This window comes from Mesorhizobium sp. WSM4823 (genome assembly GCF_055811195.1).
Genome location: NZ_JBVVQL010000007.1, coordinates 262,328 through 284,844 on the forward strand (window position 1 = coordinate 262,328; position 22,517 = coordinate 284,844).

Genomic DNA, 22,517 nt, shown 5'->3' on the forward strand with positions numbered 1-22,517 from the left:
CTTCATATTCCCCAACTTCGGCCCCCCCCGCCCGCGGGCGCTGCCGGGGGGGCGCCCGGTGTTGGGTGGGCTGCTCCCCCCCGCGCCCCCCGCCGTCCCGCCCCTAAGCGCGGCCCCCGCGGCCCCCGCGGCCGTTGACGCGATAGCTGACCACGCCGTCGCTGGCCACGTCGCCGATGTCGAAGCCGAGATAGGCCCTACCGGCGTCGTTGATGCCGGTTTCGACATAGCGCTGCCTGCCGTCGGGACGCTTGCTGACATAGTTGACGATGCCGCCCGGATTGCTGCCGCCATAGAGCACCGAGGCCGGACCTTTCAGCACTTCGATGCGCTCGATCCCGAAGGAATCTATATAGAATCCGCCGAAGCCATAGCTGAACAGCTGCAGTCCATCCATGTAGATGCCGGTGTCCGTCGCCTGGAAACCACGGATGAAAATCCAGTTGGTATCGCTGTCGGGACCGAAGGGCTGCGTGAAAACGCCGGCCGTATATCGCAGCGACTCGTCTATCTTCTGCGCGCCCTGGTCGTCAATTTCCTGCCGTCCGATCACCGAGACGGATTGCGGGATCTCGGTGAGCTTGGTCGCGGTCTTGGACCCGGTCTTTGTCTCCTTGGCAACGACGCCGTCGACCGGTCCGGTTGCGCTGTCGCCGGTCTCGCCTTCGACCACCACAGGCTCGAGCTGGATGTCGTTTTGCTGGGCGAACGCGCTCACGGACGGGATCAAAGCGAGGGCGGCGCCCGCCAACAGCGGCTTCATCCGGCAGATTCTGTTCATAAGGCAAACCCCAGGTTCTCGAAACGCATATACCTGACTGTTTACCTCAGCTTATGTGAGGGTCATTGGATGGATTTGCGCGGTTTGTCGGTTTTTGTCCCAAAAGGCGGACATTGCGACTTGATGTTGCGGAAAAGCGCGTCGCGTCTGATGAGATTGATGCGACGCGCTTAAGTTCTTGTTTTATGCATGTCGTCATCCCAAAACCGCTGCGCACTTTTGGGCGACATGCATTGGCGCCCACCGGCACTCCTCATCCACGCACCAGGCGTCAATCCGACGACGGATTTGAACACCCGTGTCAGATGTGCCTGATCGAAAAAGCCGGTCGCTTCAGCGATATCACCGAGTGACGCGGAGTCGCCCGCCATCATGGTCTGGATTTTGCGGACCCGTGCCTGCATCTGCCAACGGTGCGGCGGTATACCCGTAGCCGCCTTGAACGCGTGGCTAGTTGCGGTTTCCGACAGGCCGGTCAGCGCGGCCAGATCGGCGAGACGGATCTTGCCCAGGCAATGCGCGTCGATGTAGTCGGTGACCAGGCGCAGTTTTCGACGAGACAGCGGCGTGCGCCGCCGCTGTCCGCCCGGTTGGCCGATCTCGAAAAGTCCGGCGAACAATGCGTTCAGCAAGCCCTCGCCGTAGAGATCATGCATCGGCTGGCCGCTGTTGCATTCGGCCGCGATCAGGCCGGCAAGCATGGCGATCCGGTCGTCGTGAAACTGAAACCGCGACACATGCAAGGCGTCGCGGTCCAGGCTGCCGCCGAAGCGGCGCGTCAGCGCTGCCTCGTCAAAATGCAGATCGAGGTGCTTGATGCGGCGCAGGCCCTCGACCCTGCCTCTGATGGGGACCCCGGCCGGTATGTAGGCCATCGAAAATGCCCGGTCGTGACGGCGCAATTCGCCCTGCGAGCCCTCGACGAAAAAGGCGCCGTCGCCATCGACATCCAGCGTGACAAAGAGCCGGGGGTCGGGAGAGACATAATAGCCTTCCGCATTCGCTCCGCACGAGACGTCCCAGAGATCGGCGACGACGCCGTCCCAGACATGTGCCTTCAGGCCACCGATGACGGAAAAACCCTGAATGCGACTTTCCATGCGTGGAGCGAAGGCCACGTGCCGATTCCCTGTGATTGCATGATCTCTCGGCCTTGATATATTTCATGATGAAAATTATCAAGTTTTATAAAGACAGCAGCGGGCAAGCGGTCCGAGGTTTGGCGAAAGCCGAAGCGACATTCGATCTCCCCCGCAAAGGCGAAATCGGCAGCTTCGCCCATGGCGAGCTTTTGGGACTCTAATTTCGCGCTGCTTCGAGACGCGCGCGAAATTCCTCGAGCTCCGCTTCGGCAATGGCTGCCACTTCGGTATCGCCTGGATAGCTCCCACCGGCGACCTCCTTGCGGAAGCCCGACAGCGCCTCGACCCGCGCGTCCCTGACGGCTTGGTGCAAGGCAGCCAGATTGCCCCACGCACGGGCGTGACGCGGCACGCGAGTGTTCTCGCCGCAAATGTCCGAGGTGAACAGAAAGATGACGTCCACCTCGGTGCCCGAGCCGAGCGACACGGTGACCAGCGAGGTGCGGCGGTTGATCTCGGCCATCACCTCGGCCGCGATGATTTCGCATTCGACGGCGAAGGCGCCGGCATCCTCGAGCCGCCGGAAGCGGTCCCACAGTTCCAGTGCCTCGGCCGAGGTCTTGCCGACCGACCTGATGCCGCCGACCCAGGTGGATTTGCGCGGCACGAAGCCGAGATGCCCCATGACAGGGATCTGTTCGTTGGCGAGTAGCCGGACACTGTCATGGCCGCGCCCGGTGATCACTGCATCGGCGCCTGAGGTTATGGCGCCAAACGCCGTGCGCAGGATCTCGTCGCCGGTGATGGCGTCGGCGAAGCCGAGGGCCGCTGTCACGAAAACGCGCCGCGACCCTTCGCGCACGCGCGAAACGTTGGCGGCGCGGCAGACGACCATCTCGACGCCGGCGGCCTCGGCGGCCGCCGCCTCATCGGTCGTCTCCGCCGTCACCTGGGCGGCATGCCGCCCGGTTCCCTTGAGCGCGCGCAGATCCGCGACTGTTACGCTGCGCTCGACCTCGCGGCCGCCGAAATCGAAGATGCGCGGCATCTCAGCCTTTCAGCTTCTTGGCGTAGTAGTCCGGCGCGACGACGCCAGGCTTGGAGAACCAGGCCGGTACGTCGACGCCGGAATAGAGCAGGATGTTGCCCCACGGATCGAAGGCGCCGGTGCGCACGATGACTTTGGCCTTAGCCGCCATCTCGCTGAGGATGGTCTCGTGCTCAGTGGTTTCGAAATCGGCGTCGGGGAACAGCCGCTTCAGCTTGGCCAGCAGCGGCGCATTGTGCACCGGCAGCGTATCGGCGTAGCCGACGCGCTCGGCGATGAAGCTGGCGGCGATCGGCGCCAGCACGGTCTCCAGGTCCGGCACGTCAGGCGAGATGGCGAGGTCGATGCGCCAGGCGCTCGAAGGAATCGGAAAGCCCGCATCGCAGACGATCATCAGGTCGCCATGGCCCATCGAAGCGATGGCGTGCGCCAGTTCGGCATTGAGCAGCCGGTTTCGGTTCATGTCGTTTCCTTCTTGGTTGTCTTTAGGGGCTTTGTTGTCTTTAGAGGCCATGTTGTCTTCAGGGCTTCAGCGTAGAGCGCGTCGGCTTTGGCCCGCTGGGGCAGGCCGGGGATAACGCCGAGTTCGGTGCAGGCGATCGCGCCGCAGACGACGCCGAAGCGGACCGCATCGACGATGTCGCGGCCTTCGGCGAGTGCCACTGCGAAGCCCGAATTGAACGCGTCGCCGGCGCCGGTCGTGTCGACCACGCTGACCGGCACCGCCGGCACCATCACGTCGAGCTCGTCGGTCAGGATCAGCGCGCCGCTCCGGCCCAAAGTCACCACCACGTTGCGGACGCCGCGGCGGCGCAATTCGCCGGCAAGCTCGCGCGAGGAGCGCGGATCGTCGGCCGGCAGACCGAGCAGAATGCGCAATTCGCTCTCGTTCGGCGTCAGATAGTCGACGGAGGCGAAGATCGCGTCGGGAAGCTGGCGTGCCGGTGCGGGATTGAGGATTGTGCGGGCGCCATGCTTGCGGCCGAGCTCCATCGCGCGGGCGGCAGCAGCGATCGGCACTTCGAGCACGGTCATGACGACGTCGCTTTGCGCGATGCGTGGTTCCGCCGTATCGACGGTCGCGGCATTCATCAGCTCGTTGGCGCCCATGTCGAGGATGATGAAATTCTCGCCCTTGTCGTTGAGGATGATGAAGCCGACGCCAGTGGCGCGCTCGGCGCGCGTCGTGACCAGGCTCGAATCCACCCCTTCGGCGGCGTAGAGATCGGTGGCGATGCCGGCCAGCTTGTCGGTGCCGATGATGGCGAGCAGCGACGAAGCGGCGCCCAGCCTTGCGGTGGCGACGGCCTGGTTCGAACCCTTGCCGCCCGGACCCATGTCGAAATCGGTGCCAAGCATCGTCTCGCCGAAGATCGGCAGTTTTGGCGCCCGCATGGTCAGCCCGACCGCGAAACTGCCGACGATTGTGATTTTGGGCGTGATCTTGGGTGTGGTCATCAATGCCTCGTTCGGGGCCTCGTTCAGGACGCCATGGCGCGCGCCAGGATCGCTTCCTCGTTGATGCCGGCGCCGGTCAGTTCACCCGAGACCCGGCCGTTGCGCAGCACCAGCACGCGCTCGGCGTTCATGATCAATTCCGGAATCTCCGACGAGATCATCACCACCGCCACGCCTTCGCCGGCAATGCCGCGCAGGATGGCGTAGATCTCGGCCTTGGCGCCGACATCGACGCCGCGCGTCGGCTCGTGCAGGATCAGCACGCGCGGATTGGTGACGAGGCTGCGCCCGAGGATGATCTTCTGCTGGTTGCCGCCCGACAATGTCGCCAGTTTCTGGCTGAGATGTGAAATGCGCGCGTCAAGCCGGGCGACCTGCGCGCGGGCTTCGCGGCGGACCGCGCTGCGCCGCATGAAGCCGGCGAGCGAAAAGCGCGGCAGCGACGCCGAGACGACATTGTTGGCCACGCTCATCGACAAAAGCGCGCCGGCGCCGCGCCGGTCCGCCGGCACCAGAGCCATGCCGTTGCGGATCGAGGCATGCGGGTCGGCGGCGCGCAGTTCCTTGCCGTCGATTGTGATGCGCCCGCTACGGCCGCACAGGCCGAACAAGGCCTCGCCGAGCGTGTCCTTGCCGGAATCCGGCAAGCCGCCAATGCCGAGGATTTCGCCGGCGCGGGCGCTAAAACTCAGCTCGTCCAGCCCCGGTGCGGTCAGCTGCTCGACGGATAGCACAACTGGCGCGGCATCCGACCGCGCTTCGGACTGCAGCGACCATTGCGCCGCCGTGTCGAGATCGCGGCCGACCATGGCGCGGATCAGCCGGTCTTCCGACAGGCCATCATTGTCGAGCGTCTCGATGGTGCGGCCGTCGCGCATCACCGTGATGCGGTCGGCAAGATCGAGCACTTCCTTGAGATGGTGCGAGACATAGATGACGGTGACGCCCTCGCTGCGCAATTGCCTGACAATATCGAACAGCCGCTCGCTTTCGCGCTTGGAAAGCGCCGAATTCGGTTCGTCGAGGACAAGCAGGCGGGCACGCTGGCGGATGGCGCCGGCGATCTCGACCAGTTGCATCTCGGCGACGGAAAGCCGGCTAACTTTGGTGTCCGGATCGAGCTTGCCCATGCCGAGCCGGGTCAAGGCCGCCCGCGCTTCGCGCCGCATCTCCTCGCGCGGCACCAACGACACGGCCGAGCGCGCCGCCATCTCAGACATCATGATGTTGTCGGCGATGGTCAGCGTCGGGCAGAGCGCCAGTTCCTGATAGACCACAGTGATGCCGGCGGCCCGGCTGGCCAGCGGCGAGGCGACGGTGGCTTGCTTGCCGTCGATGCGGATTTCGCCGCCGTTCGGCTGCAGGTCGCCGGCAAGGATGTTCATCAAGGTCGACTTGCCGGCGCCGTTTTCGCCGATCACGGCATGCACCTCGCCGGCACGGAAATCGACGGAAATACGGTCGAGCGCCAGCACCCCGGGGAACCGCTTGGTCAGGCCGGAGATTTCGACGATGGGGGTAGGGGGCTGTTGCTCTGTCATTGGCTGGCTGGATGAAGGGTTGTCGACCCAAGGCCGGCAGCCCTTCATCACGCTGGCTTGTTACTTTTTGGCGACCTCGGCGATGTTTTCCTTGGTGTAGACGCCGACGCCGGTGTCGAGATTTTCGATCGTCTGGCCTTTCAGGAACTGGACGATCAGGTCGACGGCGGCAAAGCCCTGCTTTTCCGGCGCCTGGTCGATCGTGGCTTCGACATTGCCGTCTTGGACAAGCTGCACCGTCTGGTCGAGCAGGTCGAAGCCGACCACCTTGACCTTGTCGGCGGCGTTGTTGCGCTCGACCCAGGTGCCGGCGGCCGGCGTCGAGCAGCATTCGAGCGACAGCACGCCCGAGATCGCCGGATTGGCCAGCATGGCGTTTTCGATCGCCGAATAGATCTTCTGCGGGTCGGTGCCGGTGTTGAGCGTCGAGACCACCTCGATGCCCGGCTCGGCGGTAAGCGCCTCGCGCGCGCCCTTTTCGCGGTCGAGCGACCACTGGGCGGCGGCGTCGATTGTGGTGATCATCACCTTGCCCTTGCCGCCTAGCACCTTGGCCATCAGCTTGCCGGCTTCACGTCCCGACTGGACGAGATCCTGGCCGGCGAAGGCGAGGCGCTTGCTCTCCGGATTGTCGGTGTTGAAGGTCACCACCGGGATGCCGGCAGCGATGACGCGGTCGATCAGCGGCGCCAGCGCGTCGGTCGAAACCGAGGAGATCGCCAGGCCATCCATCTTGCCCATCAGCGTTTCGATCTCGCTGATCTGGCCGTCGGCGTCGGCGCCGACGGGACCGATGAATTGAGCGCTGACCTTGTCCTCCTTGGCGGCGCGCTCGACGCCGGCCTTCATGAACGGCGCGAATTCGTTGGAGACGTCATGGTAGGAGACGTAGATGTCGAGCGGCTCGCCGGCGGCGATCTTGGCCTTGATACGCTCGGCCAACGCGAAATCGGTCAGCTTGGCGCCGGCATGGGCCGACAGCGGCAGCAGGCTGAGTGCGGCTGCGAGAATGACATGTCTGAGTTTCATGGATAGTCCTCCCTTGTTTGGCCTTTTGGCCGCCTGTTGGTTTGGCCTGTTGCTTGGTTATTGCTGTTTTCAGCTCGGCCGGCGTGTGCTCCATTTGTCGATGCCGACCGCTATGATGATGACCAGACCGATCATCAGTTCCTGCACGAAGGGCGATACGCCCATCAGCACCAGCCCATTGCGCATGACGCCGATGATCAGCACGCCGAGAATGGTGCCGAGGATCGTGCCTTCGCCGCCCGACAGCGAAGCGCCGCCGACGATGGTCGCGGCGATGACGTCGAGCTCCAGGCCGAGACCGGTGCGTCCGGCCTGGCCGCTCGGCAGGAAGGCCAGGCTCAAAATGCCGGCGAAGGCGGCCAGCACGCCCATCAGCACAAAAGCGCAGATCTTGACCGAGTTGACGGAAATGCCTGAGACGCGCGCGGCCTTGGCGCTGCCGCCGACGGCGTAGACGCGGAAACCGAAATTGGAGAAGGCCAGCACCGCCCAGGCAAGTGCTGCGATGATGACGAAAAACACCAGCTGCATCGGGATGATGCTGAACAGATAACCCTGGCCCATGAAGCCGAAGGTCTGCAGGACCTCGGGCAGGGCGCCGTTGCGGGCGTTCACCGTCACCGGCTGGCCGTTGGTCAGGATGAGCGCAGCACCGCGAACGATCGACAGCATGCCGAGCGTTGCGATCAGCGAGGGCAGCCGGCCATAGGTGGAAAGCACGCCGTTGACGAGCCCTATGGCGACGCCGGTGAGCAGGCCGACGCCGATCGCCGGCAGCAGCGCCCAGCCGGCGATGATCAGCATGCCGGTGGCGAGGCCGGAGAATGCGTAGGTCGAGCCGACCGACAGGTCGACCTCGCCGGCGATCAGCACGAATGTCATGCCGACCGCCATGATCCCTAGCAACGAGATCTGGCGACCGACATTGAGCAGGTTCAGCGATGTCAGGAACCCGTCGGTGGCGAAGGATAAAAACAGGCACAGCACGAGCAGGGCGATGAACACGCCCGCCTCACGCGCCCGCAACAGCCGCGCCAACGTCAATCGGTCCGTGGCTGGCGCGCGCGCGCCGGTCCTGACCGCATCGGCCATACAGCATCCTCCCTGTACGTGGTGAACGGCCGGTCACGACCGGCGCCGCCACTCTTCTCCCGTTCCATCATCGACCCGTACCGAGCTCGTGCCCGGGCCGATGCATGAAAGCCAATGATCCCGAACAGAATCAGGATGCGGCTCTATCTCCCTGCTTCTCCACGATCTTTCCCATCATGGTGGGCGTGATTGCCCGCACCCGCTTTTGACGTCAGGACGCCTTGCGGAACGAACCGGCAGGCACCTTGCGCAACTCGTCGTAGTTTCCGTATTCTCGCACCTTCTTGAACGGCGCGTTCTCGATAGCGTTGTAGGAGCAGATATAGCCCCAGCGATAGGTATCCGAGCGATTGGCATCCGAGCGGTGCAGCAGATTGCCGTCGAAGATCAGCGCGTCGCCGGCTTCCATCTCGACATAGATATGCTCGTAGCGCTTCAGCGCGGCCTCCAGATGCTCCTGCTCGACATTGGTCTGATCGTTCTCGCGGATGTGGTTGAGACGGCCGAGCTTGTGCGAACCCTTGAGCACCTGCAGGCAGCCATTCTCGCGCGTCGCCTTGTCGAGCGCGACATAGATGCTCATCATCTCCGGCGCGAGGCAGCCGTAATTATACCAGTAGCCGAAATCCTGGTGCCATTCCCAGGCGCCGCCCTCATTGGGCTGCTTCATTGTCATCTTGTGGCTGTAGAGATAGATCGGTTTGCCGACGGCATCCTCGGCGAGATCGACCATGCGCTCGTCGCGCGCCAATAGACCATATTTGTCGTCCTCGGCCTTGGTCCACATCTTCAGGAGGGTGGTCTTGCCTTCCTTGTCGCCCTTGGCCATGACGGCGCCGCTCTTGGTCTCGGCCTCCAGCTGCTTGCGTGCGTGGTCACGAAAATCGTCCACCTCGGCCACACTCAGCAGCCCCTTGCGGATAATGTACCCTTCGCTGATGTAACGTTCCGTTTCTTCCTTGGTCATCGCGAGCATCGTCTTGCCTCCCTGGTCTTCGCGAACGGGCCCTCAGCGGCGCACGCGCCTTGAAGGCCTTGGGAAGAGCGAGGTCTCGAATGCCGACCTCGCCTGCCTCTTGAGAACGACCATAGCGGCGCCTGGCAGGGAACGAAATGGACAGCACCGCGCAGTTTTTGTATAAAACGCGCATGCGGGCAAGAACGTCGGTTCTCGAGAGTTTCCACTATGTGCCGGCCTCCGGATGGACACGCACGGCGTTCAGCGTGCTGCGCGCCGGCAAGGTCGCCGCGGCACCGGATTACCGGATAGAACGCGCGGCCTATCCCGGTCAGGACATCCTCTATTGCCTGTCGGGCCGGGGCGTCGTGGAGACGCTGGGGCAGCGGCTCGATGTACGGCCGGGCCAACTGGTGTGGATGGCCAACGAGGCGCCGCATGTCCATGCCGCCGACGAGCACGATCCGTGGAGCCTGCTCTGGTTCAGGCTCGACGGGCCGGACCCGGCAATCCTGCGGCGCAAGCTGTTCGGCGAGGGGACCTTGCGGGCCGTGTTCACGGAAGCCATGAGCCCGGTTGCGTGGTTCGAGCGGCTGTTTGCCGCGCTGCGGCGGCGAGACGCCAGCATTGACCTCAGGCTCAACCAGCTGGTTGCCGAATTCGTGCTTCTGGTCGACCGGGCGCTCGCCGGCACCGGCACCGATGATTTGCCGAAGCCGCTTGCCGCTGCCCTGGACGCCATGCGTGCAGAACCCGGATTTGCCTGGACCGCACCTGACCTGATTGCTGTTACCGGGCTCGGCCCCTCTCAGATCCGGCGGCTGTTCCAAAAACACCTGCGGACAAGCCCGCACCAATGGCTGATGCGCGAGCGGCTGATGCAGGCGCAATCGCTGCTGGTGCAGAGCGATCAAAAACTGGCCGAGATCGCCGAGGCCTGCGGCTTCTGCGACGTCTATCATTTCGGGCGGGAGTTCAAGCGTTCGGTGGGAATCTCCCCGGCCGCCTGGCGCCGTAGCGAGTTGAGCGCCGGGCCGGGACATTAGAGCGCTTTTGCGTTTGAACTCTTCGTCGCATTTGTCGGACGCCCAACGAGACGTTTGGCTGCCGACGCGGCGGGGGTCCTGCCGCTTTCCGAACGGTGCTACTCGATAAGCAGCAAGCCGCGCTTTTTGTCGCCGTCGCTATCGATTGTGTCCATGGCTGAGAACAGGCGCTCTCGCTCGATCAGCCAGGGCCTGTAGTCCTCGTTTACGTCGAGCACGAAGACCATGTCCTCGGCCTCCAGATACCCTCCGACCGGGGAAAAATGGCCAACGCCGGCGCCGAAAATCTTCTCACGGGTGAAGTTGACGATGTAGCGGCGGCTAGGATCGTTGGCGCGCTTCATGTGCTCGCGAAACGCATCGGCGCTCAGATCCCGAAGCACGGAGACCTTCCGCTTGGTGTTCGTTCGAGCGACCTCGGCAAGCTCGTCCAGCGTGAGCCCGATGATGCAGAAGCCCGTCCAGCACTTTCCCGTTCCCGCGAGGACTTCGGCTTCGGTTGTCTCCTCCTCGCCGATGGAGCGGAATGTGTTTGCGACACTTGCCGGGCCGCACCTCGACCCGTTCGATTGCCATATGACGTCGGCGTTGAAGGTGGCAGCCACGGGCAGCTTCCAGGCGCTGTCGATCAATTCAGGGGTGCGGATAACCGATGACTGGATTGCGTCTTGCGAAACTCTGGACTGACCAGCAATCAAAATTGCAGCGCCGCCCAGCAGACCGACGACGGCGATCACAATCACACCGAAAGCGAGACTGCGCTTCATTGCTGAACCTCTCGGCAGGCAGCAATCGGACAATGAAGAAAAGCCACCGCAACGTCAATCAGGCGTCACATCCCGCCAATCAACCATTCGGTCCGGCACAGATCCCTCAGAACGGTCGGGCCTTCACAGCACCTTCTGCCGGAACTTCGAATGACAGCTTGAGCAATCCTGCAGGATAAGATGCAGGAGGTGCTCGGCGGGAGTGCTGGCAGGATCGGCTCGCGCCGCTGCCGGCCGCTTGCCAAGCAGGCTGCCGCCGTCCATCGCCGGGCTGGAACCCATCCTCATGTCGTCGGTAATGCTGGCGGGCGCCCGCTCGGCCTTGGCGGCAAGCGTGGTCGCCAGCGTCCCGATGTGACGGGCCAGCGCCTCGAATTCCGAACGGGCCTGATCGATTTCCAACCTGGCACCCGAAGGCGCCCCCAATGTCGCGCTGGGAAATTCCGCAATGAGCGCAGGGCCGGTGCGGGCGCGAATGGTTCCGGCTGCCGCCTTGAAGGCCGCGGCGTCATAGGCCAACTTGCCATCGAACATCCCGGCGATCGTTTTCGCGGCTGTAGCCATCTCCTTCATCGAGGCCTGGCGCGAGGCGATGATTGGGTCAGGTCCGGCGGCTGCCATCACCGCAGAGGCACAGGCAAGCGAGAGCATCGCGGTGGCGGCGGTCCATTTCACTGAACCATGCCTTCTCCCGCCAGTTCGTCGATGATCGGGCAGTCCGGCCGCTCATCGCCATGGCAATGCTCGACCAGATGATGTAACAGGCCGCGCAAGCCCATCAGTTCGGCGATCTTCCTGTCGATCTCCTGCAGCTTGGCCCCGGCGATAGCTTTGACGTCGGCGCTCTCGCGCTCCTTATCCTGGTACAGCGAAAGCAACTGGCGGCACTCGTCGACCGAAAAACCCAGGCTGCGCGAGCGCTGCAGAAACCGCAAGCGGTGGATGTCGTCTGCCGAATAGTCACGATAGCCATTCTCCGTCCGGGCCGGGCGCAAAAGCCCGATGTCCTCGTAATAGCGTATCGTCTTGGACGGCAGGCCGGATCTTTCGGAAGCGATGCCAATGTTCATGATGAAAATCTCCGTTCGCAAAGAAAATAGACCTTCCAGCAACTGGAAGGTCAAGTGCCAGGGTGATTTTCACGCGTTGCAGCCCGTTCGGGAGGAGGATGACGAGACGCGGTATCGTGAGCAGGGTCGTTAGCGCGCCTTTAGTAGTTCCAGAGCCGACCCAAGTCCTATCTATTCACGCGGCGGATCCTCGCTAAAGCGAATGTGTTAGCGAAGGCCAAGGAAGCTGAGTATCGCGATTACGATAACAACGGCCCCAACCAGCCAGATGATATTGTTCATGACAGTTCTCCTTTGTCTCTGCCGCGAGCCTTGTGGCAGCTGGCCATAATTTATAGCGAACGCCCTCACGGCGTTCTCGTTCCAAAACTGGCGCTTCAAGCCGGCAACTGTTCTTGGGATCGGGAAAGCCCGCGCCTCTGGAGGAGCGCGGGCCGACCGGAGTACGGGCCCCGATCCAGCAGCCAATATCCGGGAGATATTCGCTGTCATCCTACAACTGTTAGTATGCGCTAATGTTCCATTGATGCAGAAAAGTCAGCGCCCCATTGAGGATCGGGCGCATGGCGCCTCGGCCGTGCTCGCATCTTGCCGGAATTGAGGGCTCTCCGGTGGACACCTCTCTGATGGGGCATATGTTTCTAGTGCGGCGCACAGCAGTATCGCCAGGCAACAGTGCATGCGGGATTTCGGGATGAAACCAGTTTGCGGAAACGTTTGTCGAACAACGCTCAAAACCTGATGCCCAACATCTGGTGCCGATGAGCAAACACCTCCGGCGGCACTTTACACCGTGCACGCGCCGAGGAGACAGAATATGCCGGCCAAAGCCTATATCAACCGGATCGCGACAGCGGTGCCGGAGCATGAGGTTCATCAATTCTATCTGCGTTTCGCGGCTTCCATGCTTGCGGCCGATCGCCGAAGGATTTTCGAACGCATGGCCGATCTTGCCGGCATCGAGCGCCGGTATTCCTGTTTTGCACCTGCCGGCGATCCCGAGGGACTAACTGCCGATCTTGCCGGGACTTTTATCCGGGGCGCCTTTCCTGGAACGGCCGAGAGAATGGCAATGTTCTGTCATGCCGCACCTGTTCTGGCGCAAAAATGCGTCGACGGTTTGCGGCTTGGTGACGGCGCTTCCCGCATCACCCATCTCATCGTCACCACCTGCACCGGTTTTTCGGCGCCCGGCATCGACCTGGAGCTGGTTGCGCGATGCGGCCTGTCGGACAGGGTCGAACGCACGATGATCGGTTTCATGGGGTGCTACGCGGCGATCAATGGCCTCAAGCTTGCCCGCCACATCGTCCGCTCCGACCCGCACGCCAAGGTCCTCCTGGTCAATATCGAACTCTGCACGCTGCATCTGCGCGAAACCACCGAGCTGGAGAAGCTGCTGTCGTTCTGCCTCTGGGGCGACGGCTGTGCGGCCGCGCTCGTCACCGCTGAGTCTCGCGGCATCGAGCTTGACAGCTTTCACTGTGTCGTGGCACACGAAAAGCGGGATCTGATGAGCTGGAGCATTGGCGACCACGGCTTCGACATGGTTCTTTCCGGACAGGTCCCGGCAGCGATTCATGAGGCATTGCGGACCAACCGGGACGCCATCCTCGGCGGCCGGACGACGGAAGCGATCGGCCTTTGGGCCGTGCACCCCGGTGGACGTTCGGTTCTCGACGCTGTCGAGAGGGCTCTGAAGCTCGCGCCCACCGCCCTGGAACCATCGCGTGAGGTGTTGCGCCGGTTTGGAAACATGTCGTCCGCGACCGTCATGTTCGTGATGAAGGAAATGTTGAAGGCGCCGCCGGGCCTGCTCGGCTGCGGCATGTCTTTCGGACCCGGGCTGACGGCCGAAACCATGCTTTTTCGAACTGTGTCATGAGCGGCCTGGAGCACCGCCAGCTTGAGCCGGAAATCCTCGACGGGCTTGCGGCCGACGATCCGCGAGCACTTGCCGCACGCCGCGATCTCCGTCGGATCAACGCGCTGATGTTTCAGACGAAGATCATGGCGTCGCTGCTCAGGAAATTTGTGCCAAGGCCGCCACGCCGCATTCTGGAGATCGGCGCTGGCGATGGCAAATTCATGCTGGCGGTAGCGCGGCGCATGGTTGGGCAATGGCCTGGGGTCGAACTGGTAATGCTCGACCGCGTCGACCTTATCACCGCGCAATTGCGTGGTGATTTCGACAGGCTGGGATGGGCGGTCGAAGGCGTCGCCGCCGATGTCTTCGACTGGGCCAGAAAGAATGAGGACACGCGGTTCGACGCGATCACCGTCAATCTGTTTTTGCATCATTTCCACGATGCCGAGCTCGTGCGTCTGTTTTCGCTGATGGCGCCGAAAGCGCCGTTGCTGTTGGCGACTGAGCCGTCGCGGACGAAACTGGCACTTGCTGCAACCCGTCTTCTCCCGGCAATCGGCGCCAATGACGTCACCAGAAACGACGCGGCTCAAAGCGTGCGCGCCGGCTTTCGCGGCAGCGAGCTTTCCGGTCTCTGGCGGGCAGTGAACGGCAAACCGCTCGAGGAACGGAGTGCCGGCCTTTTTTCCCACATTTTCGTCGGCTCCAGCGCGGGTGACGACCCATGACGCGGTTCCATGACGCGATCATCATAGGCGCCGGCCCGGCGGGCACATCCGTCGCGCTTACGCTGGCCCGGTGCGGATGGGCCGTGGCCATTGTGGAAAAGAGCGCGTTCCCGCGGCGCAAGGTCTGCGGCGAATACATGTCGGCAAGCAATCTTGCGCTTCTGGACCAGTTGGAGATAGGCGATGCCTGGCGTGCCAGTGCCGGCCCCGAAATCCACCGTGTCGGCTTCTTTTCCGGCGAGACCTGCGTCGAGGCGCCGATGCCTCGCGCAAGGAATGGAGTTTCTGCAAGGCCCGGCTTCGGCCGGGCGCTTGGCCGGGACATTCTCGACTGTCTGCTTTTGCAGGCGGCGGGGTCGGCGGGCGTCGAGATCTTTCAGCCTTGCCGCGCCATCGCCATCGATCGGGCTGGCGAAATGCAAATGGTGCGAATTCAAGCCGGAGACGAAACGACAACATTGCATGCGCCGGTGATTGTGGCCGCACATGGCTCCTGGGAACCCGGACCGCTGCCCAGCCAGCTCGGAAAGAGCAACCGCCCTTCGGACCTGCTCGGCTTCAAGGCGCATTTCACCGGATCGTCGCTGGCGCCTGATCTGATGCCTCTGCTGGTGTTTCCGGGCGGTTATGGCGGCATGGTCTCGGCGGACCATGGCCGGCTGTCGATCTCGTGCTGTATTCGACGCGATATGCTCGCGCGATTGCGCAAACAGCGTCGCCCCAAACATCACAGCCACGCGTCGGCCGCCGACGCGGTCTGCCGTAATCTGATCGAATCGTGCCGGGGCGTCAGGGATGTCCTGGAGTCGGCTCACCCCGACGGTCCGTGGCTTGCCGCAGGTCCGATTCGGCCGGGAATTCGCTCCTGCTACGAACGGGACATCTTTCGCGTCGGCAATGCAGCCGGAGAGTCTCATCCTGTTATCGCCGAGGGCATCTCGATGGCTCTTCAGTCAGGCTGGCTGCTGGCGTCGGAACTTGCCTGCGCGCCAAAGGGTCGTGCAGGGCGCGAGGCTGCCGGCAGACGCTACGAGGCGGTCTGGAAAAGACTGTTTTCAACCCGGGTCCACGCCGCTGCAGCTATCGCCGGAATTGCGCTTCGCCCCGGTAGCGCCAGCTTGATGGCGGCAATTGTCCGGAATTTCCCGCAGGCACTGACATGGGGTGCGCAACTAAGCGGAAAGACAAAGCCGGTTCCCGGCTTTGTCTAATGGCGGTTCAAACGGCAATGCTGGCGCAAACCGCAAATGGGCGCGTTTTTTTCGGTTTCGATGGAACAACAACCGCCGGTCGCGGTTGGGAACACAGTCGTTCTACTCCAGCGACTATGGAGCCGTTCGCACGGCTCGGACAAAGGCCCCGCGCTTCCTCCCCGCGGGGTCTTTTCCTGTCTGAAGACTGGGACATTCGCTACCGACCGGCCCCAACCTGTCAAAATCATTGTGTCGAGGAACTAGCTGCGGCCCTGGAGCGCTGCCGTTCATGGCTCGTCGATATCTTGTTTCGAGGGATTACGTGCGAGAGCGCGTTCCTCCTCGTCGTCCGGCAGCGCCTCGTCGCTGTCCTGGTACGGATTGTCGTCGTCTTCCTCCGGCAGCTCACCCTCTTTCTCGAGGTCATAACGGATGTCGCCGTTTCCCGGCACGCTGTCTGGTAGAATTTTGCCGCCTTTGATCGCGTCCCAATCCTGCTGTTCGATTGTCGGGCCTTCGGACGGATCGTCGGGTTTTCTGCGCGGTGCCATAGAAGCTCTCCTCTGCTTATGTGGATCACATGCCTAACTCCGCGGCCCGCTGCGTAGTTCCTCGACCGAACCGGCAGGGCCATTTTGCGTCCATCCCTCGGCTGTCCCGCCGGCGCGGCCATCCAACCACCGACACGTGCCGCAAGACCGGCCAGCAAGCGGCTTTGAACTTGCGTGTTATCTAATATAAGAGCACACTTCAAAAACGGGTGGAGGGGAAACAGCTCAGAAAAAGCAATAGGGAGGAAAGCCATGAACAGCATGAGCCTCACCACGCTTGAACGCGGCAAGACGACAGTTGATGCCGCGGCCCTGGAGGCGCTTTCGGTGCAGTTGCGCGGCACCGTGCTGAGGGAAGGCGACGCAGCCTATGACGACGCACGCAGCATCTGGAATGCCATGATCGACCGGCGACCGGGGCTGATCGTGCGCTGCGCCGGCGCTGCCGACGTCATCGCCTCGGTGAATTTTGCCAGGGAAAACCGGCTTCTTGTCGCAGTCCGCGGCGGTGGCCACAACATCGCCGGCAGTGCCGTCTGCGACGGCGGCCTGATGATCGATCTGTCTTCGATGAAGTCGGTGCGCGTCGATCCGGCGACGCGGCGGGCATGGGTGGAGCCTGGAGCAACGCTCGCCGATGTAGATGCCGAAACACAGGCGTTCGAACTGGCTGTGCCGACCGGCATCAACTCGACCACCGGCATATCGGGTCTGACACTGGGTGGCGGCTTCGGCTGGATCACGCGGAAATTCGGCCTGACCATCGACAATCTTCTCTGCGCCGATGTGGTTACCGCCGACGGCAAGCTGCTGCGCGCCAGCCAGACCGAGAATCCGGACCTGTTCTGGGCATTGCGCGGCGGCGGCGGCAATTTCGGCATCGTCACGGCGTTCGAGTTCAAGCTCCACCATGTCGGTCCGCAGGTGCTGTCGGGGCTTGTCGTTCATCCCTTCGCCGACGCAGAAAACGTGCTGAGCGAGTACCGGGCAGCACTCGAGACGGCGCCCGACGAACTGACCTGCTGGGTGGTCATGCGGCAGGCGCCGCCGCTGCCGTTCCTGCCAGTCGAATGGCATGGCAAGGAGGTGCTGGTTCTGGCCATGTGTTATTGCGGCGATCTGCGGGAGGGCGAGAGAGCGACGCAAAGGCTTCGCGCCATCGGCACACCGATCGCCGATGTCGTCGCTCCAAATCCGTTCACCGGCTGGCAGCAGGCTTTCGATCCATTGCTGGCGCCCGGTGCCCGCAATTACTGGAAGAGCCACGACTTCACCGCGCTTTCCGACAGTGCGGTCGAGGTCGTCACGGCGGCAATATCCAGGCTTCCAGGCCCCGAATGCGAAGTCTTCTTCGGCCATGTCGGCGGTGCCGCAGGCCGCGTGACAGCGGATGCGACAGCGTTTCCGCAGCGCAGCGCGCATTACGTGATGAATGTTCACGCCCGCTGGCGCGAACCGGAAATGGACCGCGCCTGCATCGACTGGGCGCGCGGTGTTTACGAAGCGGTCAGGCCCTATGCCGCCGGCACGGCCTATGTGAACTTCATGCCCGAGGACGAGGTCGACCGGGTCGAGTCAGCCTATGGCGGCAACTATCGGCGGCTTCTGGAAATCAAACAGCGTTACGACCCGCTGAACCTGTTCCGCATGAACCAGAATTTGCGCCTGGTGGAAAGCCTGCGCGCTGCATAGGACAGGCACGCAACGACAAGGCCCGCGTCCCCGACCGAGGACGCGGGCGTCATTTTCTCTAGGTAGCCATCAAGATCGCAATGCGATGCACGCCGACCACGGCGCTCGTGTTCGTCGCGGCGTCGGTTTTGCCCTTGGCGCAGGTGTACATGTCGCCTTCTTTGAGTTTGAATTCCTTGTCCACTTTCTTGATCATGAATTCCCCGGCAGCGATCGTGCATACCATGTCGTTGTCCATGACCATTTCAGGGGCCACTGCTCCGGGCTGAAAGACAATGTCGACAATTGAGATGCTCTTGTAAGCGGGAATGTCGGAGGTCCCAGTGCCGACCTCCACCAGTCTGACGCCGGGCGCAATCTCCGTGCCTTCATTCGGGCCGTACTCCTTGGCCGTTGCGGATCTCGCCAAAGCCAACAGAGGCGTTACCGCGGCGGCGGTGACGCCGAGAGCAATTGCAGACCTGCGATTCATGGCTTCCATCGCATCCTCCCTTTTGTTGGTCGCGCACAAATGTGCATGACCAAGGTATATTAGCACAAGCGCATCTACCTGTATGCAAGGCCGCGCCCGAAGCGCAACGTGCGCGCAGACGATCACAGGGTGATCCGACGCTTTTTATCCCGAAACAGCTCTCAGCTGTCGCCCACCCAGGCAAGGTCTAGTCCGTTCGGTTTCTTGACTCGGTCGGCAAAAACGGGCAGCAAAGCCTGGTATGGCGGGCATTTCCGCCGTTTTCATAGTCGGGGAGGGAGCTTTTTTGATATCGACCTTCGCCAAATCGGCGATCGGTTGAGGGATTGGTTAACCAAGTTTGTCCATCTTTGAATCAATCGGCAACAGACGCGAAGCGTGCAGGGGGCACCAGGCGACTGCGATTATGACGGCAGCGAGTCCCGCATGCCGCAAGGCCGATTGAGGTTGGTTGTATGGCGTTTATGCGTTTGAATAACCGGGGTGACAATCCTGATTCTGGGTTGACTTCGATGAGGCCCGGCCTTCGCTGGGTCGCGGTTCCCGTTGTTGGCGTTGCGATTGCTTTGTGGTCGGTGGCGACCCTGGCCGGCCTTTATTCGGTGGGGACTTCGCTCACCGCTGCCTCCAACAGTCTTCCGCAAGGCTTGCTCTCGCCGCGCACTATCGCGCTCGCCGATCACCGGCGCGCGCTTACCAATTCGTCAGCCAATTCCTGGGCGCCGTCACTGGCAAGCCGGCAGCGTCAGGCGTCGCTGCTCAGCCGATGCGATGCCGGCTGTGCGCACGCCGCCGCGAGCTTCATGCACGAGGGCAAGGTGGCGCGTCTCAAACCGTTGGCGCAGCCGGCTGCCGTGCCGCTTGTTGCAGAAATCTCTCCGCAAGCGCGCTTCGACAGCGTGGTGGCGAAGGCGGCGCTGTCGCCGCAAAAGCTTGCTGCTGCCTTTGCCCACGCAGCACCTCCTATGCTTGCCAGCCTGCCGGCGGCCGGGCGCGTCGAGGAGCCGGTGCGCCTGCCCGAGCAGAACAGCCCGGCCTCGGTGCGCTTCGGGCCGGAGGTCGCTGAGGTCGAACGATCTTCCCGTCTGGCGCTCGCGCTTGCGAATGCATTGCCGGAACAGATGATCGACGTGCTGCCGGAGGTGGCGACAGCCGACCCTGCTGCGCCGCAAGGGGGCGAGGTACAGATGGCCTCGCTGCCGCCGCAGGACGAAATGCCCGACAGCGTTCCGTTGCCGACCTTCCGCCCGCGGGCGGAAATCGATCGGTCAGAGGCGCCCGAGGTCGAGACACCCAAGGTCGAGGCACCCAGGGCCAAAGCGCCCAAGGTCCAGCCATCGAAGGCCGCCAAGGCCCAGTCTCAGTCATCCAAAGCCAACAAGGCGCAGATCGCTGACGCTCCGCAGGTCGAGATGCCCCGGGCGCTGGCCTTGTCGCCGAGGAGTTCGTCACCGGCGGCGATGCCAAGCATGCAAGCCAGTCAGGGCATGCAGGGCAGCCCGGGCAAGCCGGCCAAGCGGTCGAAGGCCACAGACATGCTGGCCTATGCCAAACCCGACAGCCCGGCGGGCGGCGGGGTCTTCCGCAACCTGTTCAGCAAGCCCGGCGTCGGCAGCGGCGTCGCCGTCTACGACATCTCGGCGAAAACCGTCTATATGCCTGATGGTTCGCGGCTCGAGGCGCATTCGGGACTGGGCTCGATGGCCGACCAGCCGCGCTACGCCAACCGGAAGAATGCCGGCCCGACGCCGCCCCATACCTACGATCTAAGGCTGCGTGAATCGCGCTTCCATGGCGTCGAGGCGTTGCGTCTCACTCCTATCGACGGCAAGAACAAATTTGGTCGGGACGGCTTTCTTGCGCACACCTACCTGCTGCGCGGCCGCAGCGGAGAATCGAGCGGCTGCGTCGTCTTCAAGGACTATGCCCGCTTCCTCGCCGCCTTCAAGAAGGGCAAGGTCAAGCGTCTCGTCGTGCGCGGCTAGCAAGCCGCTGATGCAGGTCGTGCCGGAAGGCGCGGCGCAGGTCGCCGCGATGGCCGTCTTCATGGCTTCTTCATCCCAGGGTCTTCGCGACGTCGCTTCGCTCCCGTTTCGCCGCGGGATGACGAAGCTGTGGGAAGATTTCGGCCAATCTCGAAGGTTTTCAATCCTGTTCAGGGATACTATGACTGGAGGTGCCGGGCGGCGGCTTCAACCAATCAACGAGGATGTTATGACTATACGCGCTGTCGTTTGGGGCGAGAATATCCACGAGCGGACCAATGAGGTGGTTGCGGGGATCTACCCCGAGGGCATGCACGCAACGATTGCCAACGCGCTGAAGCTCGATCCCGAAATTTCCGTCTCATGGGCGACGCTCGAGCAGCCGGACCATGGCTTGCCGGCCGACCGTCTGGCGCAAACGGATGTGCTGCTGTGGTGGGGACACAAGGACCATGGCGCCGTCGCCGACGAAGTCGTCGAGCGTGTGGCGCGCCGCGTTTGGGAAGGCATGGGGCTGATCGTCCTTCATTCCGGCCATTTCTCGAAGATATTCAAGATGCTGATGGGCACGCCCTGCACGCTGAAATGGCGCGAGGCCGGCGAGCGCGAGCGGCTCTGGGTGACGAGCCCCAACCACCCGATCGCTGCCGGGATCGGCGAGTATTTCGAGCTCGAGAATGAGGAGATGTATGGCGAGCAGTTCGCCGTGCCGGAGCCGCTGGAAACGGTTTTCATCTCCTGGTTCCAGGGCGGCGAAGTGTTCCGGTCGGGGCTGACCTATCGCCGCGGCGCCGGCAACATTTTCTATTTCAGGCCAGGTCACGAAACCTATCCGACCTATCACGACGCCATCGTGCAGAAGGTGCTGCGCAATGCAGTGAAATGGGCGCACAACCCGCAGGGGTCAAACCCAGCCATCCTCGACGCGCCGAACGTGCCGGTGGAAAAGGCGCTCGAGCCGATCGTCGAGCGCGGTGGAAAACTCCATGCCGCTGATGAAGCCGGCTATCGCTAGCCATCCCGAGGCTTCGGTTCGGAAAATCCACGGTCGAACAACAAGATAAAGCCCAATCCTAAGGATAAGAATCATGCGTCTGTTGATACTCGGCACCGGCTGGATGGCGGAGGAGCACGCCAGGCAGTTCGGTAAGATCGAGGGCGTCGAACTGGTCGGCGCCGTCGATGTCGACCGCAAGCGTGTCGACAAGTTTTCGGACATCAACAACATCCCCAACCGGTTCGCGTCGCTGGAAGACGCGCTCGCATGGGACAAGTTCGACGCGGTGGCGAACGTAACGCCGGATCGCATCCACCATCCGACCACCATGATGCTGGTCGCGGCGGGCAAGCCGGTGCTGTGCGAAAAACCGCTGGCCGAAAATTACCAGAGAGCCAACGAAATGGCCGATGCCGCCGAGCGAGCCGGCATCATCAACATGGTCAACCTGACCTATCGCAACGTCGCCCCGCTGCAGAAGGCGCGCGCCATGGTGCTTGCCGGCGAGATCGGTCAGGTCAGGCACGTCGAAGCGTCCTATCTGCAGAGCTGGCTGGTCTCCAAATTCTGGGGCGACTGGCGCACCGATCCGAAATGGCTGTGGCGGCTGTCACGCGGGCACGGCTCCAATGGCGTGCTGGGGGATGTCGGGATCCACATCCTCGATTTCGCCAGCTATGGCGCCGCACTCGACGTCGACCATGTGTTCTGCCGCCTCAGGTCCTTTGACAAGGCGCCCGGCAACCGGATCGGCGAGTACGAGCTCGACGCCAATGACAGCTTCACCATGGCGCTGGATTTCAGCAACGGCGCTTTCGGCGTCGTCCATGCCAGCCGCTGGGCAACCGGTCATCTGAACGAATTGCGGCTGCGCATCTATGGCGACAAGGGCGGCATCGAAGTCGTGCACAATCTGAACGGCTCGGAGCTGAAAGTGTGCATGGGCGAGAACATCGAGAACGCCAAATGGCAGGTCGTCGATGCCGGAACGGTGCCGACCAACTACCAACGCTTTGTCGATGCGGTGCGCAGCGGCGTTCAGGCCGAGCCGTCGTTCCGCCATGCGGCCGAATTGCAGAAGGTGCTCGACCTTGCCGTCGTCTCCGACGAGAAGAGGGCTGAGCTCAGGGCCCATGCCGAAACCCATTGATGTCGTTCGC

At 62.9% G+C, this 22,517-nt stretch carries 22 protein-coding genes and 1 pseudogene; 9 read left to right on the top strand and 14 right to left on the bottom strand.

Annotated features, from left to right (window positions below; all coding sequences use genetic code 11):
• Positions 1-115: 115 nt before the first annotated feature.
• Both AC0L26_RS19765 and AC0L26_RS19770 read right to left on the bottom strand, forming a co-directional pair.
• Positions 116-763 (bottom strand): annotated as a pseudogene (locus AC0L26_RS19765) (TonB-dependent receptor plug domain-containing protein); the annotation flags it as partial.
• Between the two features lie 188 nt (positions 764-951).
• Positions 952-1,899, bottom strand: coding sequence for a helix-turn-helix domain-containing protein (locus tag AC0L26_RS19770; protein WP_473634063.1), 948 nt, complete (start codon positions 1,897-1,899; stop codon positions 952-954).
• A 47-nt stretch (positions 1,900-1,946) separates the two neighbouring features.
• Between AC0L26_RS19770 and AC0L26_RS19775 the strand changes: the two genes are divergently transcribed.
• Complete coding sequence (locus AC0L26_RS19775; protein WP_473634064.1) at positions 1,947-2,084, top strand: hypothetical protein; 138 nt, start codon at positions 1,947-1,949, stop codon at positions 2,082-2,084.
• On the opposite strand, the gene AC0L26_RS19780 is transcribed toward AC0L26_RS19775, so the two are convergent.
• The 7 genes from AC0L26_RS19780 to AC0L26_RS19810 all read right to left on the bottom strand — a co-directional run bounded on the left by AC0L26_RS19780 (position 2,081) and on the right by AC0L26_RS19810 (position 9,007).
• Entirely contained in the window at positions 2,081-2,911 is an 831-nt protein-coding gene (locus AC0L26_RS19780; protein ID WP_473634065.1) for a 3-methyl-2-oxobutanoate hydroxymethyltransferase, read from the bottom strand. The two genes, AC0L26_RS19775 and AC0L26_RS19780, sit on opposite strands and share 4 nt — an antisense overlap.
• 1 nt (position 2,912) lies before the next feature.
• Positions 2,913-3,374, bottom strand: a complete 462-nt coding sequence (rbsD, locus tag AC0L26_RS19785) for a D-ribose pyranase (protein ID WP_352931400.1) — start codon at positions 3,372-3,374, stop codon at positions 2,913-2,915.
• Complete coding sequence (locus AC0L26_RS19790) at positions 3,371-4,369, bottom strand: ribokinase (RefSeq protein WP_473634066.1); 999 nt, start codon at positions 4,367-4,369, stop codon at positions 3,371-3,373. Before AC0L26_RS19790 ends, rbsD begins: the two co-directional genes overlap by 4 nt.
• Positions 4,370-4,392: 23 nt before the next feature.
• A complete protein-coding gene (locus AC0L26_RS19795; RefSeq protein WP_473634067.1) occupies positions 4,393-5,910 on the bottom strand; it encodes a sugar ABC transporter ATP-binding protein in 1,518 nt (505 codons plus the stop codon).
• Between the two features lie 60 nt (positions 5,911-5,970).
• Positions 5,971-6,939: a sugar ABC transporter substrate-binding protein gene (locus tag AC0L26_RS19800; RefSeq protein ID WP_473634068.1), complete on the bottom strand. Its 969-nt coding sequence runs from the start codon at positions 6,937-6,939 to the stop codon at positions 5,971-5,973.
• A 69-nt stretch (positions 6,940-7,008) separates the two neighbouring features.
• The gene (locus AC0L26_RS19805; protein WP_473634069.1) at positions 7,009-8,031 is read right to left on the bottom strand and encodes an ABC transporter permease; all 1,023 of its coding nucleotides are present in this window, start codon (positions 8,029-8,031) and stop codon (positions 7,009-7,011) included.
• Between the two features lie 211 nt (positions 8,032-8,242).
• Positions 8,243-9,007, bottom strand: coding sequence for a phytanoyl-CoA dioxygenase family protein (locus AC0L26_RS19810; protein ID WP_473634070.1), 765 nt, complete (start codon positions 9,005-9,007; stop codon positions 8,243-8,245).
• Positions 9,008-9,180: 173 nt separating this feature from the next.
• Between AC0L26_RS19810 and AC0L26_RS19815 the strand changes: the two genes are divergently transcribed.
• On the top strand, positions 9,181-10,035 hold the full coding sequence (locus tag AC0L26_RS19815; RefSeq protein WP_473634071.1) for a helix-turn-helix domain-containing protein: 855 nt from the start codon (positions 9,181-9,183) through the stop codon (positions 10,033-10,035).
• Between the two features lie 98 nt (positions 10,036-10,133).
• Here AC0L26_RS19815 and AC0L26_RS19820 read toward each other — a convergent pair whose 3' ends face one another.
• The 3 genes from AC0L26_RS19820 to cueR form a co-directional block, all read right to left on the bottom strand.
• Complete coding sequence (locus AC0L26_RS19820; RefSeq protein ID WP_473634072.1) at positions 10,134-10,802, bottom strand: phytochelatin synthase family protein; 669 nt, start codon at positions 10,800-10,802, stop codon at positions 10,134-10,136.
• 123 nt (positions 10,803-10,925) lie between these two features.
• Entirely contained in the window at positions 10,926-11,477 is a 552-nt protein-coding gene (locus AC0L26_RS19825) for a cytochrome c (RefSeq protein ID WP_473634073.1), read from the bottom strand.
• Positions 11,474-11,872, bottom strand: a complete 399-nt coding sequence (cueR, locus tag AC0L26_RS19830; RefSeq protein ID WP_473634074.1) for a Cu(I)-responsive transcriptional regulator — start codon at positions 11,870-11,872, stop codon at positions 11,474-11,476. Before cueR ends, AC0L26_RS19825 begins: the two co-directional genes overlap by 4 nt.
• A gap of 817 nt (positions 11,873-12,689) precedes the next feature.
• Between cueR and AC0L26_RS19835 the strand changes: the two genes are divergently transcribed.
• From AC0L26_RS19835 to AC0L26_RS19845, 3 genes are read left to right on the top strand one after another with little or no spacing between them, the layout of a single operon-like run.
• Positions 12,690-13,757: a type III polyketide synthase gene (locus tag AC0L26_RS19835; protein ID WP_473634075.1), complete on the top strand. Its 1,068-nt coding sequence runs from the start codon at positions 12,690-12,692 to the stop codon at positions 13,755-13,757.
• Positions 13,754-14,467, top strand: a complete 714-nt coding sequence (locus AC0L26_RS19840; RefSeq protein ID WP_473634076.1) for a methyltransferase domain-containing protein — start codon at positions 13,754-13,756, stop codon at positions 14,465-14,467. The genes AC0L26_RS19835 and AC0L26_RS19840 overlap by 4 nt, the downstream gene beginning before the upstream one ends.
• Positions 14,464-15,678, top strand: coding sequence for an NAD(P)/FAD-dependent oxidoreductase (locus AC0L26_RS19845; RefSeq protein ID WP_473634077.1), 1,215 nt, complete (start codon positions 14,464-14,466; stop codon positions 15,676-15,678). The genes AC0L26_RS19840 and AC0L26_RS19845 overlap by 4 nt, the downstream gene beginning before the upstream one ends.
• A 269-nt stretch (positions 15,679-15,947) precedes the next feature.
• On the opposite strand, the gene AC0L26_RS19850 is transcribed toward AC0L26_RS19845, so the two are convergent.
• On the bottom strand, positions 15,948-16,211 hold the full coding sequence (locus tag AC0L26_RS19850; protein WP_352931426.1) for a hypothetical protein: 264 nt from the start codon (positions 16,209-16,211) through the stop codon (positions 15,948-15,950).
• 252 nt (positions 16,212-16,463) lie between these two features.
• Between AC0L26_RS19850 and AC0L26_RS19855 the strand changes: the two genes are divergently transcribed.
• Complete coding sequence (locus tag AC0L26_RS19855; protein WP_473634078.1) at positions 16,464-17,903, top strand: FAD-binding oxidoreductase; 1,440 nt, start codon at positions 16,464-16,466, stop codon at positions 17,901-17,903.
• 58 nt (positions 17,904-17,961) lie between these two features.
• On the opposite strand, the gene AC0L26_RS19860 is transcribed toward AC0L26_RS19855, so the two are convergent.
• A complete protein-coding gene (locus AC0L26_RS19860; RefSeq protein WP_473634079.1) occupies positions 17,962-18,384 on the bottom strand; it encodes a hypothetical protein in 423 nt (140 codons plus the stop codon).
• A 503-nt stretch (positions 18,385-18,887) separates the two neighbouring features.
• On the opposite strand from AC0L26_RS19860, the gene AC0L26_RS19865 reads away from it, so the two are divergent.
• From AC0L26_RS19865 to AC0L26_RS19875, 3 genes are all read left to right on the top strand, one after another.
• Positions 18,888-20,360 carry a DUF2778 domain-containing protein gene (locus AC0L26_RS19865; RefSeq protein ID WP_473634080.1) on the top strand — a complete coding sequence of 491 codons (1,473 nt, stop codon included), beginning with the start codon at positions 18,888-18,890 and terminating at the stop codon, positions 20,358-20,360.
• A 229-nt stretch (positions 20,361-20,589) separates the two neighbouring features.
• Positions 20,590-21,375 carry a ThuA domain-containing protein gene (locus AC0L26_RS19870; protein WP_473634081.1) on the top strand — a complete coding sequence of 262 codons (786 nt, stop codon included), beginning with the start codon at positions 20,590-20,592 and terminating at the stop codon, positions 21,373-21,375.
• Positions 21,376-21,448: 73 nt separating this feature from the next.
• Positions 21,449-22,507 carry a Gfo/Idh/MocA family protein gene (locus tag AC0L26_RS19875; protein WP_473634082.1) on the top strand — a complete coding sequence of 353 codons (1,059 nt, stop codon included), beginning with the start codon at positions 21,449-21,451 and terminating at the stop codon, positions 22,505-22,507.
• Positions 22,508-22,517 lie beyond the last annotated feature (10 nt).